Source organism: Burkholderia sp. PAMC 28687, from assembly GCF_001577465.1.
Classification (GTDB): Bacteria; Pseudomonadota; Gammaproteobacteria; order Burkholderiales; family Burkholderiaceae; genus Caballeronia.
In genome coordinates, this window is sequence record NZ_CP014507.1 from 123817 (window position 1) to 138311 (window position 14495).

Annotated in this window: 17 protein-coding genes and 1 pseudogene; 6 read left to right on the forward strand and 12 right to left on the reverse strand. The window is 59.4% G+C overall.

What is annotated here, in order from left to right:
* Positions 1-2 precede the first annotated feature (2 nt).
* The 4 genes from ydiK to AX768_RS23360 all read right to left on the reverse strand — a co-directional run bounded on the left by ydiK (position 3) and on the right by AX768_RS23360 (position 3216).
* Positions 3-1142, reverse strand: a complete 1140-nt coding sequence (gene ydiK, locus AX768_RS23345; RefSeq protein ID WP_231941590.1) for an AI-2E family transporter YdiK — start codon at positions 1140-1142, stop codon at positions 3-5.
* Positions 1143-1178: 36 nt separating this feature from the next.
* A complete protein-coding gene (locus tag AX768_RS23350) occupies positions 1179-2009 on the reverse strand; it encodes an alpha/beta fold hydrolase (RefSeq protein WP_062002526.1) in 831 nt (276 codons plus the stop codon).
* A 100-nt stretch (positions 2010-2109) separates the two neighbouring features.
* Positions 2110-2475, reverse strand: a complete 366-nt coding sequence (locus AX768_RS23355; RefSeq protein WP_062003616.1) for a hypothetical protein — start codon at positions 2473-2475, stop codon at positions 2110-2112.
* Between the two features lie 198 nt (positions 2476-2673).
* On the reverse strand, positions 2674-3216 hold the full coding sequence (locus tag AX768_RS23360; RefSeq protein ID WP_155524321.1) for a hypothetical protein: 543 nt from the start codon (positions 3214-3216) through the stop codon (positions 2674-2676).
* A 1050-nt stretch (positions 3217-4266) separates the two neighbouring features.
* Here AX768_RS23360 and AX768_RS23365 point away from each other — a divergent pair.
* Positions 4267-5781: an AarF/UbiB family protein gene (locus AX768_RS23365; protein WP_062002528.1), complete on the forward strand. Its 1515-nt coding sequence runs from the start codon at positions 4267-4269 to the stop codon at positions 5779-5781.
* Between the two features lie 71 nt (positions 5782-5852).
* Positions 5853-6080, forward strand: coding sequence for a hypothetical protein (locus AX768_RS23370; RefSeq protein ID WP_062172297.1), 228 nt, complete (start codon positions 5853-5855; stop codon positions 6078-6080).
* 16 nt (positions 6081-6096) lie between these two features.
* Here the strand turns inward: AX768_RS23370 and AX768_RS23375 are convergent, their stop codons facing one another.
* From AX768_RS23375 to AX768_RS23390, 4 genes are all read right to left on the reverse strand, one after another.
* A complete protein-coding gene (locus AX768_RS23375; RefSeq protein ID WP_062002530.1) occupies positions 6097-6330 on the reverse strand; it encodes a hypothetical protein in 234 nt (77 codons plus the stop codon).
* Between the two features lie 132 nt (positions 6331-6462).
* Positions 6463-6717, reverse strand: a complete 255-nt coding sequence (locus AX768_RS23380; protein WP_062002531.1) for a CsbD family protein — start codon at positions 6715-6717, stop codon at positions 6463-6465.
* 95 nt (positions 6718-6812) lie between these two features.
* On the reverse strand, positions 6813-7169 hold the full coding sequence (locus AX768_RS23385) for a response regulator (RefSeq protein ID WP_062002532.1): 357 nt from the start codon (positions 7167-7169) through the stop codon (positions 6813-6815).
* Positions 7166-7600, reverse strand: coding sequence for an RAD55 family ATPase (locus AX768_RS23390; protein ID WP_335340489.1), 435 nt, complete (start codon positions 7598-7600; stop codon positions 7166-7168). Before AX768_RS23390 ends, AX768_RS23385 begins: the two co-directional genes overlap by 4 nt.
* A gap of 114 nt (positions 7601-7714) precedes the next feature.
* On the opposite strand from AX768_RS23390, the gene AX768_RS23395 reads away from it, so the two are divergent.
* Entirely contained in the window at positions 7715-8962 is a 1248-nt protein-coding gene (locus tag AX768_RS23395; protein WP_062000554.1) for an IS4 family transposase, read from the forward strand.
* Positions 8963-8980: 18 nt separating this feature from the next.
* Here AX768_RS23395 and AX768_RS23400 read toward each other — a convergent pair.
* A pseudogene (locus AX768_RS23400) lies at positions 8981-10066 on the reverse strand (ATPase domain-containing protein); the annotation flags it as partial.
* Between the two features lie 366 nt (positions 10067-10432).
* Here AX768_RS23400 and AX768_RS23405 point away from each other — a divergent pair.
* From AX768_RS23405 to AX768_RS23415, 3 genes are all read left to right on the forward strand, one after another.
* Positions 10433-10711 carry a hypothetical protein gene (locus AX768_RS23405; RefSeq protein ID WP_155524322.1) on the forward strand — a complete coding sequence of 93 codons (279 nt, stop codon included), beginning with the start codon at positions 10433-10435 and terminating at the stop codon, positions 10709-10711.
* A 196-nt stretch (positions 10712-10907) separates the two neighbouring features.
* A complete protein-coding gene (locus AX768_RS23410; RefSeq protein WP_062002535.1) occupies positions 10908-11615 on the forward strand; it encodes a DUF2968 domain-containing protein in 708 nt (235 codons plus the stop codon).
* A 394-nt stretch (positions 11616-12009) separates the two neighbouring features.
* On the forward strand, positions 12010-12711 hold the full coding sequence (locus AX768_RS23415; RefSeq protein ID WP_062002536.1) for an OmpA family protein: 702 nt from the start codon (positions 12010-12012) through the stop codon (positions 12709-12711).
* Between the two features lie 104 nt (positions 12712-12815).
* Here AX768_RS23415 and AX768_RS23420 read toward each other — a convergent pair whose 3' ends face one another.
* The 3 genes from AX768_RS23420 to AX768_RS23430 are packed head-to-tail and all read right to left on the reverse strand — an operon-like array spanning position 12816 to position 14399.
* Complete coding sequence (locus AX768_RS23420; protein WP_062002537.1) at positions 12816-13319, reverse strand: methylated-DNA--[protein]-cysteine S-methyltransferase; 504 nt, start codon at positions 13317-13319, stop codon at positions 12816-12818.
* 47 nt (positions 13320-13366) lie between these two features.
* On the reverse strand, positions 13367-13627 hold the full coding sequence (locus AX768_RS23425) for a hypothetical protein (protein WP_062002538.1): 261 nt from the start codon (positions 13625-13627) through the stop codon (positions 13367-13369).
* Positions 13620-14399: a DNA/RNA non-specific endonuclease gene (locus AX768_RS23430; protein WP_062002539.1), complete on the reverse strand. Its 780-nt coding sequence runs from the start codon at positions 14397-14399 to the stop codon at positions 13620-13622. The genes AX768_RS23425 and AX768_RS23430 overlap by 8 nt, the downstream gene beginning before the upstream one ends.
* Positions 14400-14495 lie beyond the last annotated feature (96 nt).

Here is a 14495-nt window from a genome sequence, read left to right on the forward strand (position 1 = left end):
CGCTAGATCTTGCCCGCGTGTTGCGCGGTGACGGCGCGTTCTTCGTCGGTGGCGATGCGCGCGACCGGCGCGGGTTCATCGATCCACGCCGTCAACAGGGTCGAGGTCACCGCCAGGATCACCGGTCCTATGAACAACCCGACAATCCCGAACGCGAACATGCCGCCGAGCACGCCGGAGAGGATCAGCAGCATCGACAGATTGACGCCGCGCTTGATCAGCATGGGCCGCAGAAAGTTGTCGAGCATGGCGACCATGACCGACCACACGAGCAGCAGGATGGCGGCGAGTTGCGAGTCGTGCCAGAAGAGGTAAGCCACGCCGCCAAGCAAAGGCAGCAACGGCCCGATCTGCGCAAGACACAACATGAGCATCAACGCAGCCAGGATGCCGGCCGCGGGCACGCCCGCGATCCACAAGCCGATGCCGCCCAAGGTCGATTGCACGACCGCTGTCACGACGATGCCCAACGCCACAGCGCGAATCGCGAGTCCCGCGAGCTTGACCACCGCGGCGCCGCGCTCGTTGGCAAGCCGCGTGGCAAAGCGTGTGACGAACCGCGCCGCCTGGTCACCCTGGCTATAAAGAATGCCCGAAATGATGATGGTCACGAACATGTGGATCACGAACACGCCGACGATTGCCGCGTGGCCGAGCAGCCAGCGCGCGGCAATGGTCACATAGGGTTCGAGCCGCGCCAGGATGCCGCCCGGACCGGAGTCGGACAACGTCTGCCATTCATGCGCAATGCGATCGCCCGCAAGCGGAATCTCGCTGATCCAGCCGGGCGGCGGCGGTAATGCGTAGTTCGGCAGGCTCTTGATGGCGGCCATGATCTCGCCGCCGTGCAGCGCGAGGGTCGAGATCGCTTTATAGAGCGGCAGAACGATCACGATCCCAAGGATAATGAGCATGATGACGGTGGCGGCCCATCGGCGATTGCCGACACGGCGCTGCACCGCGAGCATGACCGGCCAGGTCGCGACCACGATGGTCGTAGCCCAGATCAGGCCCGGAATGAATGGCCGAAGGATATAGAGGCTGCCGATCATCAGTCCCGTCAGGATGACGATCACGAGCAGATGCCGCGCGATATCGACCGGCGGGCGCGGCTTTGCTTGTGGGTCCGCTTGTGGGTTCACTTGGTACTCCCGACTAGGATTTGCCAGCATTGTGCCTCAATGCCTTGACACGGCCTTCCCGGTAACGAACTCCTCGATCGTTGCATCGAGCGAATCGGAGCATTGCCTGTGCGGCGAGTGGCCGCCGGCGGGCAACTTTGCGAGCATCGCTTGGGGAGCGTGCAAGGCAATGGCATCGATCTGCGCCATTGTTGCGTATTCGTCGTCCTCGGCTTGAGCCGCGAGAAGCGGGCACCTGATAGACGATAAAAGACGCGTGATATTCCAGTCCCTGAACGCGGGGCTCAGCCAGATATCGTTCCATCCATAGAAGGCCGAGTCCACATCCGCGTGATACCGCGCCAGGCGGCTGCGCAAGTCGCCCTGCGTGTACTGAACTCTCGCCTGGCCGATCATCTCCACCGACATCGCTTCGACGAACACATGCGGCGCAATCGCAATAACGCCAGCCAGCGCGTCAGGAAACGCCGCCGCGTAGAGCAGGGCGATGGACCCGCCGTCGCTGTGTCCGATCACCCACATCCGGGCGCGCTCGGCGTGGCCTATGTCAAGAACATCGAGTAATGCCGGGAGCACGTCTAGTGCTTGCGCGTGCAGGAAATCAACCGGCCATTCCGTGCCGGCCTCGCGCGGCGTGGACGCGCCGTAGCCTGGCCGCGAATACACCAATCCGCGAAAGCCGAGCCGATTGCAAAGTGCCTGCGGCCAGTCCTTCCACATTGCAACCGAGCCGAGCCCCTCGTGCAGGAACACGGCGATGGGAGCATCGGTCCAGTTCGCGTTCAACCATTGATATTCAATGCGCAGCGAATTGCGACCATTCTTCGCCGGTAATTCTGCGAAGGAAGGCGATACCAGTTGATCCATGTTTGCGGCGGGTGAGTTAGATGTTCGCGCTTCTGGCGCGAGCGAGCGCGCCCATTAGCACAGATAGGGCGCCGCGCTAAACCGGTTGCGCGTCTTTTGCCTAATCCGCCGGGCGTTTGTCGGCGAGCGCGCGCCTGCATTCGTCGAGCACGCGTAGGACGAGTTCCGACTGATAGTTCAGATCGTCGCTGTCCAGGATTTCTTCGACCGCGTCGCGGGCCCAGTCGGCATCGACCAGTTCTGAATGCCGTTGCGCGAGATCCGCCGCGATCCCCGACAATTTGGCAATGGCGAGCCATTCCGCTTGCCGTTGATGCCTGTCGAGCCATTTATGAGCGGCTTGTACGTGAAAGGCCGCGGTGGGCCAGGAACCGTTCAGGTAATACGCGCCGAGGCTCCCGCACGTGAGCCAGCAGAGCAATTCCACGCGGTCGTTAGGGCCGAGACTGTGGCGTACGTCGTTCATGGCATTGCTCACCAAGATGATTGATGTTTTCCGGAAGTTTTGATTCCGACAGGAAAACGATATCACGCCACAGTGCAATGCGGAATCAGCCATTTGGGCGGTAGGTGTGAGGCCCCGCAAAAGGCTGTGCTGCTGATGAGAGGCTGCGGTCGACACATGTTCCGATGTTACGTAACGACATGCGGTGTTGCGCAGGCCCTAATGATGCATGACGAGGTGCGCAGGCGCTCCCTGACGAAACTCCGGAGTCGCCATCGCCGCGGTGATCTCGCCAAACGATGACTGGAGCAGGTCGATTTTCTGGCGCAGATCATCCAGCCTGACGGCCGCCATGGTGGCCAGTTCGCGGACGTTGCGCAGCAGCTTTTCGCATAGCGCCGAGTACTGTGCCGCAACGATATCGAGCAGCGCGCGCGACGGCGCGCCGGGGACATCGACGACTGCGTCCTGGGATTGGGCAATCCGCATGCGCTCGGTTGCCTGCGCGAAAACCTCCACAGGAGCGATAGCCGTGGTGATGGATGCGTCCACTTCGTCGAGCGCGGCGCGGAGGTCGAGCGCGCTTTCTTCCATGGACACGGTCAGTCCGTGCACCTTCTTTGCCGTCATCCAGCCGCGCTCCACAAGCGTTTCACTGGCGCTGACGAGCGCGGCAGTAATCGCCGATACCGCCACCCGTTCTGTTTCCACACGATCCTTGAGCTCCGTGCACTCGGCAAGCACTTCGCTGAAGGCTGTCATTTGTAATTCGATCACTTGGATGGTTGGCATGTGGCAATCAAAAATAGGGCGGCGGAAAATCGAAAATAACGCACGAACTATGCCAATTGACGGGCGGAGCGCAGATTAAAAAAATGCCTTGGTTATATTGCTTTAGGCCGACCGTCTTAAATGGCGAATTGCGATTGTCAGTCTGAGGCACCGTGTGAATAACTGTAAAGTAAAGCTGTTACCCCAAGGCAAAATTTGTATAAATTTGACAATTTTTCAATATGCCGGATTAAACCATAGAAACTGAAATTATCAGCGGTCTAGTTTCGTTGAGGCTATGCAAGCTATTGAATGTAGGGTGATTTATCGTAAACTCTCAACCTTCGACTTGGCAACGACGCCGATAGCGTTTTGTTTGCGATTTGTCGGGTTTTCGATGTCGAACGCGCCCCGGAATTCCCTGCCTGCCGCTTTTGAACATGCGCAAATTCCCTACTGCCAGTGCCCCGACCGAACTTTGGTGATTTGCTGAAATCGCTTATCACTCGGGTTGACATGTTGCGCCACAGGCCCGTCAGACGTTTCTTCACACCTTTAAAATTCTGGGTTATCTGAGATTGAGGCGATTTCGAAACTGTGTCTCAAAAGTGTTCGGTCTAGACGTGTTTAATAGCTAGACAAAAATAAGACTTTGAGTAGGTAATTAGGGACTGGCGGTTAGATGATTTCGACTCGCGCCACCGATTCTCAAGTTTGGAACTGGGCTGTGGACATCTGGTGAAGTGCGGCGCGAATGAAATCATTTTTCAAACGGCATCACCGTGTCGCGCGAGACCACCCGTAACTGTTTCCTGTGAGTATGAGGCCGCAGCCTGAGGGCAGGCCGTTATCTCTCTCGCGTTATTTGTGCTTGCGCTGCGTGCGGATCGCAAGCACACGGCAATTTTCCGAACGTCCGCGCGAAACAAGACAATTTGCGAAATGAACCTTGCTGAGGTTTAATTTGTGTTGCCGCTGGCTTTTATCGCGGCACCTAAAGGAGCAAGACATCTTTCATACACACCTTCCCCGGATAACGCCTTGACGCCGCGGCTGCGAAACATCTGGCGTCTCGCCTTGTTGTTCGTTCGTGAGAGCCGGATGACGGACGCCGGCAGGTCCGAGCCGATCCACCGGGTCATGCGCTCGTTCACGGCCGGCATGCGCACTCATGGCGCCACGAGTCTTTCCCAGCGCGCACCATTGCTGCAAAACCTCTCCGGCGTGTTGAGCATGGCATCGGGCGTGCTCGAGCAGCATCCGGCATTGTCGGAAACGGCGGTGCGGGTTGCGCTGGCGGAACTCGATACGCTCAAGACGCCGTTGAAAGGCGCGGCATTGCGGCAGGCACTTGTTACAGCGTTGCCGCCCGGGCGTGCCGCTGCCTTGATCGAGGTGGAAGACGAACCCGAGCGCTGCGGAATTGCCGAGCAGACGCATCGCGCTTCGGTGCGGTTGAATGAAACGAGCCTGGGCACCGCGGGATTGCCCGTCAGCGCCCGGCTCACGCTGATTCGTGCCGATACCCGCAAGGAGCTCGCGCAGGATCTCGACGTGGCGGGCGCGGCGGCGCGCCTGGCCGAACGCTTTTCCCGCGAGGTGCGCGCGCAGAACGTCGGCGCGCTGATTGCACGTCTAGGCGATACCGTCAATGCAATGCTCGACCTTCGCCAACGCGCCGCCGATCAAAGTTTCCTGCGCTACCGGCTGCACGAGGTGAACAACGACGTCCGTGTCGTCGTGCCCGAAGTGCTCTGGGATCTATGCAGCGATACCGCGCTTGTTACCCGATCAGTGCGTAGTGTGCCGATATCGGACGTGGCTGCGTTGCGCGCTCACGGCATCGAACCGGTCGATCTGATCGCAACGTGGATCGAGGCGTTCTTCGAGATCGCGCTGGGCGAGGGCGTCTATCACGCCGGTCTTGAAGCGGCGGGGGCGGCGGTCAGCATCGAGCCGGATACGTTCGGCCGGCTGGTGCTCGATGGCGACTCGCCGCTCACTTTTTTCGCGGCCCATGAACGCAGTTTCCTGGTCACCGGATCAGATGCGCTTTTGCGAGGCGACCACAAGGCGGCGGCGCGCGAACACATGCGCCACGGCACGCCCGGCAAGCACGAAGGGCACGAAACCCAGCAGACGGTGCGGGTCGAGGCGACGTACCGGCGGGAGGCAGAGCGTTTTGCCGGCGACGCACACCGCCACCGCACCGTCTCCGATCTATTCACGGCGCTCGGCAAGGGCCCGCTGGAACATGCTTTCGCCGATGCCCATACGGGCATTGCATCGCGGGCGGCATTGCTGGCGCGCTCGGCCCAGAGCATCGAGGAGATGGCGCAGCGGATTGCGCCGGATATCGATGTCTGGAAGATTGCCCGTCGCGTGATCGTGCGTCTGGCGCTTGATCAGTTCAGCTCGCACGGGGTCATGGCGCAGGTTGTGAAGGAAGCGGTGCACTGGCCGCACGCATTGCCTCGCGTGCCGAATCTGCTTTCCGACTGGGTGGCGCGGCAGAACCGGCGTGGCGTCAGGGCGCGTTCGGATCCGATCCGTTAGGCAGCATCCTCGCCGCCGGGGAACGGGTGTTGCTGCCTTTGGTTCTGTACCCGTCCAAAAAGGAGCAGATCATGAGCGCAACAACGAAGTCGGAACCCGGCGAACCCGATAACCGCGACCTGAAACAAAACCCGAAGCAAACTGCCGAAGTGCCGCTTGGCAGCGGTGACTCGCCCGAGCCGAGCGGAACGGGCGGTTTCGGCTCGCACAGCTCTGAGCCGGAAGGGGTATCGAAAGGGACGTCGAGGAAATCGAGCCTGCCTTCCACTGATCGCGTGGACGGCAAACCCGAAAAATAAACCGCGGCGGCCGCTCTCAGGGCATGCCACCAAGCGAGGGCGAGATGATGCTTCCAGGCTGAAGGTCGTCCGCTTTTTCCTCATTCGCGGCGCGGGATGAAACCGGCGCGTGATTGGCGCTGCATGTATCGACGGATTCCTGGCCGATACAACGCAAGAAGGCGTCCGCGACTGTGCTGTCCGAAAATGTATAGACAGTTGTCTCAACCAATACTTCCGTGTCCGACAGCCGGTTTGCAGTAATGGTCATGATGTTCCTCCGAAAGTTTTTACCTTCGGGAATTCAGCATCAACCGCGCCCGGCCTGCGCCTATAGAAAAAATGGGCGAAAAAAAACCGGCCGCGCCTCGAGGCGCGGCCGGATTCCTCAACACAGCTCAAATTACCGCTGCCGCGCCCAGATCGCGCCGAGTACGAAACCGATCGCACCAGCGACCAGCACGCCGTTGATCGGCTGCGAAATGACCGCTTCGCGGACGTTGTCGAGCGTCTCGCCGTAATTGCGCTGAATCGTGCCGAGCGCTTGCCGCGCCTTGCCTTCAGCTTGCGTCGATGCATCGCCGGTAAGTCCGCCTACCGCATCCTGAACCTTGCCAACGACGGTTTGCGCCGCGCCTTCTACCTGATCCTGCACCATGGTGCCTCCCGTTCTAGTGAAGCGGTTTATCGAAGAATCCGGCGTACCGGAAAACTCTTTTGAGCAGGGTTCGTGCCCAGGCACGGTGGAACGGCTCAGGCCGGACCGATCAGGCGCGTCACGATCGCGATCAGCGAATCAATTGACAGCGGCTTGCGATGAAACTCCAGCTTCGGATGCGACACCTCTGGTGTGCGCGCAGCGGCGCTCGAGAGTATGACCGGGATCTGCGCCAGGGTGTCATCGGCCGCAAGTGCGTGGCAGAGCGCGAGGCCGTCCATGACCGGCATCATCCAGTCGGTCACGATCAGGTCGGGCGGATTCGCACGCGCCGATTCCAGCGCCTGCAAGCCATTGGACGCCGTGCCGACCTCATAGCCTTCCATCTGCAGCACGAGCCGCCAGGTGGTGAGCAGGTCGAATTCATCGTCGACGACGAGGATCTTTTTCATGTCCGCGTGCCGGCGTCCTGTGCGGACAAGGTCGGCGGGATCGTGCCGCGCGCCGACAAAAGCGTGCTCGTGCCGACGAATCCATCGCTCAGGTGCAAGCCGTTTTCATCGATCACAAAGCGCCGGATCGACGGATCGTGCGCCGCCTCGCGCTGTTTGACGATCGAGATGATCCGGTGCAACGACGTGGTCGTCTCGATATAACGCAACAGCACGATGTTTTCCGTCATCGCCGATGCCCGGATGGACCCACCGTGCGTCATGTCGCCGTAAAGCGGCAGCTCCTCGGTCAGCAGCGTGGTGACGCTTTCCTGACGCAAACGGTGCGTAAGCGCGTTCAGGAACAGGCCGAAACGCTCGGTGCGGTTCGCGAAATCGTGGAAACCTTCAATGCCGTCGACTACGAGCCGTGACGCGCCTACCCGTCTCACTACCAATCCACCAAAGTTAAGGATTCCGTACATTAAATTATAAATAGATCAAAAACCGCTTGACACACCTCAAAAAGCGCGTCGCGCAGTGAGATTTTTTCCTCATTGGCGACCATGTCTCTTCCCGCTTTTTTTACCGATCTTGCCGCGCGATTGCAGTCGGCCGAGTTTCTCCAAATAGCCCGGCATTCCGAACATCCCGGCGCGTTTACGCGTCATCGCAAGTTGCCCTTGCCCTCTCTGGTCGCGTTACTACTCACCGGCATGCGCATGAGCGTACAGGCTGAACTCGATGTGTTCTTCGCCCATCTACGGCAACAAGCGCAGCTGGTGCGCCACGTCTCTGAGCAAGCCTTCGCGCAAGCGCGCGCCAAGCTATCCTTGCGCGCCCTCCCGCAGCTCAACGACTGGGTGATCGAGCGCGCCGAACATTATGGTTTTATACCGCGCTGGCGTGGTTTGCGACTGGTCGCCGCCGATGCCTCCACCATGCGCTTCGGTCTGCGGGCCAGCCATGTCAAGCGCGCGGCGCTGGCCGATCAAATCGCCTTTGGCCTGTTTCTCCCCGGCGCCGAATTGATGCTTGCCGCCTCGCTGCACAGCGTTCATGAGCGTGGCGAGCGGCAGATGTTGTTCGAACATCTCCATCGCCTCTCCAGCACCGATTTGCTGCTCCTCGACCGAGGCTATCCTTGCCGCTGGCTGGTGGCCGTGTTGAACCAGCTTCAACTTCCGTTTTGCATGCGTGTCGATTCCTCCGGGTTTGCTTGCGTGCGCAAATTCCTGCGCTCCGGACTGCTGGAACAGATCGTCACGCTGGGCGCTCCCAATTGCCGCGACGCGCGCGACTACGAGTGCCCGCGCGAACCTCAAACGGTGCGCCTGGTCCGCCACGTCGCCCCGAACGGCAATGTGCGCGTCCTGATGACCACCTTATTCGACTCGGTACGCTTTCCCGCCAGTTGCTTCGGTGACCTCTACCATCAGCGCTGGCGAATAGAAGAAGCATTCAAACGACTCAAGCATCGCCTCAATCTAGAACACGTCTCCGGTCTGTCCCAGCAGGCCGTCGTACAAGATGTCGCGGCCAAGGTCGTGACCGACAACTTGCAGGCATTGACCACGCTGACCGCCCACTGCCACGCCGAACTGCCCGCATCACAGCGCATCAACCGGGCCTATGTCCACACCGCCCTTAAGCCTTTGCTGCCCGCGTTGCTGCTCGGGATGAAGGTCGAAAAACTACTCCATAACGTGCTGCGCCTGGTCGCTCAGCAGACCTATCGTCATCAAGAAAATCTGTCAAAACCACGCAGCAAGAAACCGAAACCCCATAAACCCATGACCCAAAAACATTGTTGATGAAATGTTCTTTTCTTAACTTCGGTGGATTGGTCTCACTACGGACAGCAGCTCCGCCGCGAGTTCATCGATCGCAAGTTCTACGGCCGGACGCCATTCGACAATCAGGCGGCCATCAGCGACGGCCGCGGCAAGCTTGATCGACACGCCTTCTGCTTTTGCGACCAGGCGCTCCGGCGATTCATAGAAGCCGAAATAAACGCAGCGCTCGCCCCGGGTGGCACCTGCTTCCAGGAATTTCAGACCTATCAGCGTCTTGCCGATTCCCGATGGCCCGATCAAGGTCGTGGTCGATCCCTTGACCACGCCGCCGCCGAGCATGGCATCAAAATCCGGCAGCCCGAACGCGAGCTTCGACTTCAGATCGGGCGCGCCTTCACGCAGTATTGAACGGGCTTCCAGGCGGGGGAATGTGACGAGGCCGTCGGCGGTGATCTTGAAGGAGTGCCGTCCCAGCAGGTGATCGCGGGCGCGCAGTTTGTGCACTTCGATTTCCCGTGTGCGCCGCATGCCGGTCGCGAACCGGTTCAGTTCAACAAGGCCATCGACAAGCGTGTGTTCCGGATGCGGCTCGTTGCCTGACAGAGGCGCAAGGATCAGCGTGGTGCAGCCTGCCGCCGATACAAACGCGCTCAGTTCGTGGATGAACTGAGACAGCTCGAGCTCGGTCGAGCTGAATTCGCGCGCGCTGCGAAATCCATCGATGACCATGAAACGCGGCCGGTTCGTCTTGATGGTCGAGGCGATCAGCGCAAGAAAACCGCTGAGGCCGTCGCGCATCAACTCGTGATAACCGGAGACGAAGAACATCTTGTCCGAAATGGCGTCGGCGTCATAGAACGACAGTGCTTTCAGATGCGACAGCAGCTTGGAATGCGATTCGGCGATCAGCGTGATATAGAGCACCGTGTCGCCCTCGGTCACGCGATGAAACCCGATCTGCGTCGACAGGATGGTCTTGCCCGCGCCTGCCATGCCTTCTATCAGATACAAGCCGCCCTTGAGCAAACCGCCGCCAAGTATGTCGTCGAGTCCCGGCACGCCGGTGGTGACGGTGTTCGGATCGGAAACGGGCGGGGTCGAGGGGATTGCTTGATCTGTCATGAATATCTCGGGTGGAGTAGCCCGGCAAGGATGGTGCGTAAAGCGGGATTATCGCCGAGAAGACCCACTATGTCGGCATTTGTGAACTTCTTTGAAATCATTTCGATGCGGCGACGCTGTGACCAAACCTATCCGCACGTTCCGCGCCCGGGGGGCAAGAGCCGCCGCAGCGCCTCTGCAACCAATGTCTTTTGAGAGAAATTAAGAACTTGCTCATGGTCCGAAAAGCAGGCGAATGGTCTCATCTTGCTTTGCCGTACACGTGTTGCGTCGATCCCCGCACACGCGTTCGTTTCCAAGTTTCACGCCTGTTCGAGTCCGCAGTCCACTGGCCGTTCGCGCAGGCATCCGGCTGCGAGACCACTCATGTTCCAAATTACTGCTTTGTCCCGTTTCGTATTGATGGCCACAAGCCTGTTGGCCCTTGGCAGTCTGGCGCACGCCGAATCCCGCATGGCCGCGACGTCGGTCGATCCAGGTATCTACTCCGGCGCGCCGTTCGCGTACCGGTCGGATGGCGCAATCATGTCGGCCGTACCCGACCAGCCCGCTGATAACCGCATCTTCTCGCCGGTCAGCAACATGGGCGATATGCATCCGCGCCAGCCCGGTCCGGATCATCCCCGATTGCGCCACGATCTCTAAAGCGCAGGCTGAAACGCTTCAGGAATTCTTGCCGAAGTTGCTAAAGAATCGCTTCAGGAATCGTTCTAAAGCATGGAGTGTTTCAGGTGGCGAAGTAGTTAAAAAAAGCGGGCCTACGCATTTTCCGCTTTACCTTTTCTATCTGCCATAATTCCGATGTTTTCGCATTCTTAATTGCGTTCAACCCGGAAATTCCATGAACTCCAACAAAACAACGAGAGGCGGGGCGCTGGTCTTGGCATGGTTCATCCTGTGCGGCGCGGCGTTCGCGGCGGGGCCTGCAGCGTCCGCGCAAAGCAGCGCCGCACAGGACGATCCCCTGGGCGGTTCGGGGACGCGGCGGAGCCTTCTGACCAACGGCGCCGCGGATGAGCCGCAGGCCACGGCGAACGGCAACATCGCGGAATTGCAGCAAATGATTCGCGACGGCAAGGTAAAGGAACTGCGCACGACGTATAACGGCAGTTATGGCGCAAGCATGTTGTTTTACCCGGACGAAATGACTTTCTACATTGCGTTGTTCCAGCAAAAGAAATTCTGGCGCGTCATCAAGACTCAAGCCGACGCACGGGCGGAAACGGTTTATGCGGACTTTGCGAAGAACAGCGCCGCGCTTGCCGATACAGAAATCCGCCGAACCAAACTCGAGGCGGAAAAGAACTTTGCGGATCGGCTGATCGCGGTTCAGCAACAGCGCGCGAACCGCTTGCAGGCTGACCTTGAAGTGGCGCGTGCACAGCAAAGCCAGGTGGTGGACCGCCAGGCGGAGCAGCAGGAGGCAATCCGGTCGCTGCGTGCAGAGCAGGATTCGGCGCAAGCGCAATTGCGCGCGTTGCAAACCAAGGTGCAGGACCTGCAACGTCAGTCCGACACCGACCTGATGCCGTTGCCGTTTCCAAAGTAACGTGCGTCTGACGGAGCGAACGTTGTAGAGCGTTCCGCCGCTGCCGGGTTCCGGCAGCATTCCAAGTTGTGAAAAAACGGCTGCCTTCGCAGCCGTTTTTTATTGCTGCAACAGTAATAGCCTGCCAAAACTTTTCTTAATATTTACATTTAAAGCTTGTTTCCAAAGTCGTCCCGCGCTGTTTCATTAATTAGGAATTATCCAGTAAGGAATGCTTGATTCCACGTGCTAACATTTCGCGCGATTTCGGATTCCAGATCATTTTAGGATTATCCGAATCGAAGGCTTGAGGCGAATAAGGTGGCTGTGGAAATCGGGTAATTGTCTGATGGCCCGACCAGTACGCGTTTGTCTCGATATCTCAGTCACATGTAATTTCGAAACGGTAAACAGGATGTCTAATAAATTAATCGCTGCAGGCTTGTTGTCAATCGGCGCCCTCGCTGGCTGCTCCAGTGCTTCGGGTCCCACGTTCAACGCAAATCAGATCCAGACCGCCAATGGCGCGCAGGTTTATCGCGTGGAATGCCATGGTTTGTTTGAAGGCGTCGCTGAGTGCGTGAAACAGGCGCAGAAGATTTGCGGCGACAAGCCCGCATACAAGCTGGAGACCATGGAACGCCTGCGCGCTCCCTCGGAAGATGCTCTGGACCCGCGCGTCCTGACGTTCCAGTGCGGCGCACCGGCTCAACCGGAAGTGGCCCCCGCACCGGCTCCGGCACCCGTGCCGCAAGCTGCGCCGGAAATGCCGCGTCAGATCGACCTGAGCGGCGACGCGAACTTCGCAACCGACAGTGCCACGCTGACGCCGCACGCGAAGAGCACGCTTGATGAGTTCGTTGCTGCTGGTCAGAACGTTCAGTTGCGTCAGGTCGAAGTATCGGGTTACACCGACTCCACAGGTTCGGCATCGCACAACCAGCGTCTGTCGCAGCGCCGTGCGGAATCGGTCATGCAATACCTGAAGAGCAACGGTCTGCGCTCGCAAAACTATTCGGCGCAAGGTTTCGGCGCGGCGAACCCAGTGGCGTCTAATTCGACGGCAGCGGGCCGCGCGAAGAACCGTCGCGTGGAAATTCGCGTCAGCACGCAGTAATCGCGGCGGGCGTTTCTACCAACGCCACGACGTAAAAACCCCGCAAGCGCGTAGCGCTTGCGGGGTTTTGTGCTTGGGGCGACGCTGCCGTATGTTTTGACCAGTTAGAACAACGTGAGTTGAGCGCGGCCGGGGCCGCCTTCCAGCGTCAGCAAATGTTGTTTGCGCTCCATGCCGCCCGCGTAGCCTGTCAGTTCGCCATCAGCGCCAATCACGCGATGACACGGCACGATGATACCCACCGGATTGCGCCCGTTAGCCGCGCCCACCGCTCGCGATGCCCCCGGCGCATAGCCCATGCGGCGCGCGAGATCGCCGTAAGTCCACGAATTTCCGAACGGAATTTCCAGCAATGCCGCCCAGACGCGTTGCTGGAAGTCGGTTCCATTCAAGCGTAATTTGACGGAAAACGCGGTGCGTTCGCCAGCGAAGTACTCGGCGATCTGCTCCATCGCTTCAGCGATAACCCGCGACCGCGGCGCGCCGGTATCGATGAGACCTGCGGGAAAATGTTTCTGCCCGACGAAGAACAGGCCGGTGAGATGTTCATCCTCAGCGCGATACGCCAGATGGCCCAGCGGACTCGGTGCAATGTGACATTCAATCAACAGTGTCTCCCATCGTTTATCAAGTCTGGATGGCGCTGGTTTGCAGCCTAGATAAACGGATTATCGGTCTTGCCGGCCGGTTTCACCGGCTCGGCGGCCAGTTTGACAGGCAGCGCGGCGTCGTTTTGCAGTGCATCGACGATTGCGTTAACGGCTTTCTGCAGCGCCAGCGCAGTCGCCAGCCCGGCCTTGTCGCGGGTGATCGTCAGATCGCCGGACACGGACAAGCGCGCGGGATCATTTGCGATCACGAGTGCGTCGCCGTCGATGTTGAGTGTGTCGGTATCGTTTGAGAATGGCTTAAACACCTTTCAGTCCTCCAATGCGTTGATCTTTCAGCGAGTCGGGAATGCCTGGAAACTGCAGCCCGCTCATGGCTTCCAGTTCGTGGACCGTCTTGACCGTGTATTCGTTCGTGGGCGTGTTGTCCACGACGACCGCGAACGCCAGCTTGCGTTGTGGCATGTACACCACCTTGTACAACTGGGTAGGCACCAGCACGCGCGACTCGCCAATGGTCTGCAACTGCCGTCCGGAAAAAATCGGTCCGGTCACGACATAGGCCTCGCCGGATTCTTCCACCAGCCGTCGCACCGCTTGCTCGATGCGCGACCAGATGCGCCGGTTGTTCGACGGGTTTTGCGGCACGACGTTCGCAAGCGAAAACGATTCGGCCATGCTTTTCTTGTCCCATCGGTCGCCGGCCGGGCTCATATGGCCGCGATCGTAACCGCTGCGCTTGTAGTCGGAGAGCGTGGCGCTGTCGCCGGGCGGCAATTGTTTATCGACGAAAAAGCGGTTCGTGCGCGCGTTGTCGCGAGCGTCGTCGATGTGTTGCGCCGTCAGATGTTCAGCCGACCACAAAGGCCCGTGTGTCACGCCGGAATGGAGGACCGCGAAGTCGGAATAGCAAAGCTGCTGCGTCGATGCCCGCATCTTCGCGTTCACCACGATGGGCGCGCGGCCGTCCGGGCTGAACTGCGGGCAATCGGCCGCAAGCGCGGTCAGGGACAGCGTGCAGCCTAGCGCGGCCAGGAAAAGTGTGAAGTGTGTCTTGAACTGCGAGATGCGGATCTGCATGTGAAAGGCGGGATGGTCGTTTGTGCGAGGCGGCAGTATAAGCGCACGGTATGCGAAAAGCGGTCGTTAGCGATCAGCGCTCGCACACGATAAAAT

Bases quoted from the DNA above. Each gene is read 5' to 3' on its own strand.
- AX768_RS23405 (WP_155524322.1), top strand. From the start codon at position 10,433: ATGTTCCAAATTACTGCTTTGTCCCGTTTCGTATTGATGGCCACAAGC.
- AX768_RS23360 (WP_155524321.1), bottom strand. From the start codon at position 3,216: ATGACAGCCTTCAGCGAAGTGCTTGCCGAGTGCACGGAGCTCAAGGAT.
- AX768_RS23430 (WP_062002539.1), bottom strand. From the start codon at position 14,399: ATGCAGATCCGCATCTCGCAGTTCAAGACACACTTCACACTTTTCCTG.
- AX768_RS23375 (WP_062002530.1), bottom strand. From the start codon at position 6,330: ATGACCATTACTGCAAACCGGCTGTCGGACACGGAAGTATTGGTTGAG.
- AX768_RS23410 (WP_062002535.1), top strand. From the start codon at position 10,908: ATGAACTCCAACAAAACAACGAGAGGCGGGGCGCTGGTCTTGGCATGG.
- AX768_RS23415 (WP_062002536.1), top strand. From the start codon at position 12,010: ATGTCTAATAAATTAATCGCTGCAGGCTTGTTGTCAATCGGCGCCCTC.
- AX768_RS23350 (WP_062002526.1), bottom strand. From the start codon at position 2,009: ATGGATCAACTGGTATCGCCTTCCTTCGCAGAATTACCGGCGAAGAAT.
- AX768_RS23355 (WP_062003616.1), bottom strand. From the start codon at position 2,475: ATGAACGACGTACGCCACAGTCTCGGCCCTAACGACCGCGTGGAATTG.
- AX768_RS23370 (WP_062172297.1), top strand. From the start codon at position 5,853: ATGAGCGCAACAACGAAGTCGGAACCCGGCGAACCCGATAACCGCGAC.
- AX768_RS23380 (WP_062002531.1), bottom strand. From the start codon at position 6,717: ATGGTGCAGGATCAGGTAGAAGGCGCGGCGCAAACCGTCGTTGGCAAG.
- AX768_RS23395 (WP_062000554.1), top strand. From the start codon at position 7,715: ATGTCTCTTCCCGCTTTTTTTACCGATCTTGCCGCGCGATTGCAGTCG.
- AX768_RS23385 (WP_062002532.1), bottom strand. From the start codon at position 7,169: ATGAAAAAGATCCTCGTCGTCGACGATGAATTCGACCTGCTCACCACC.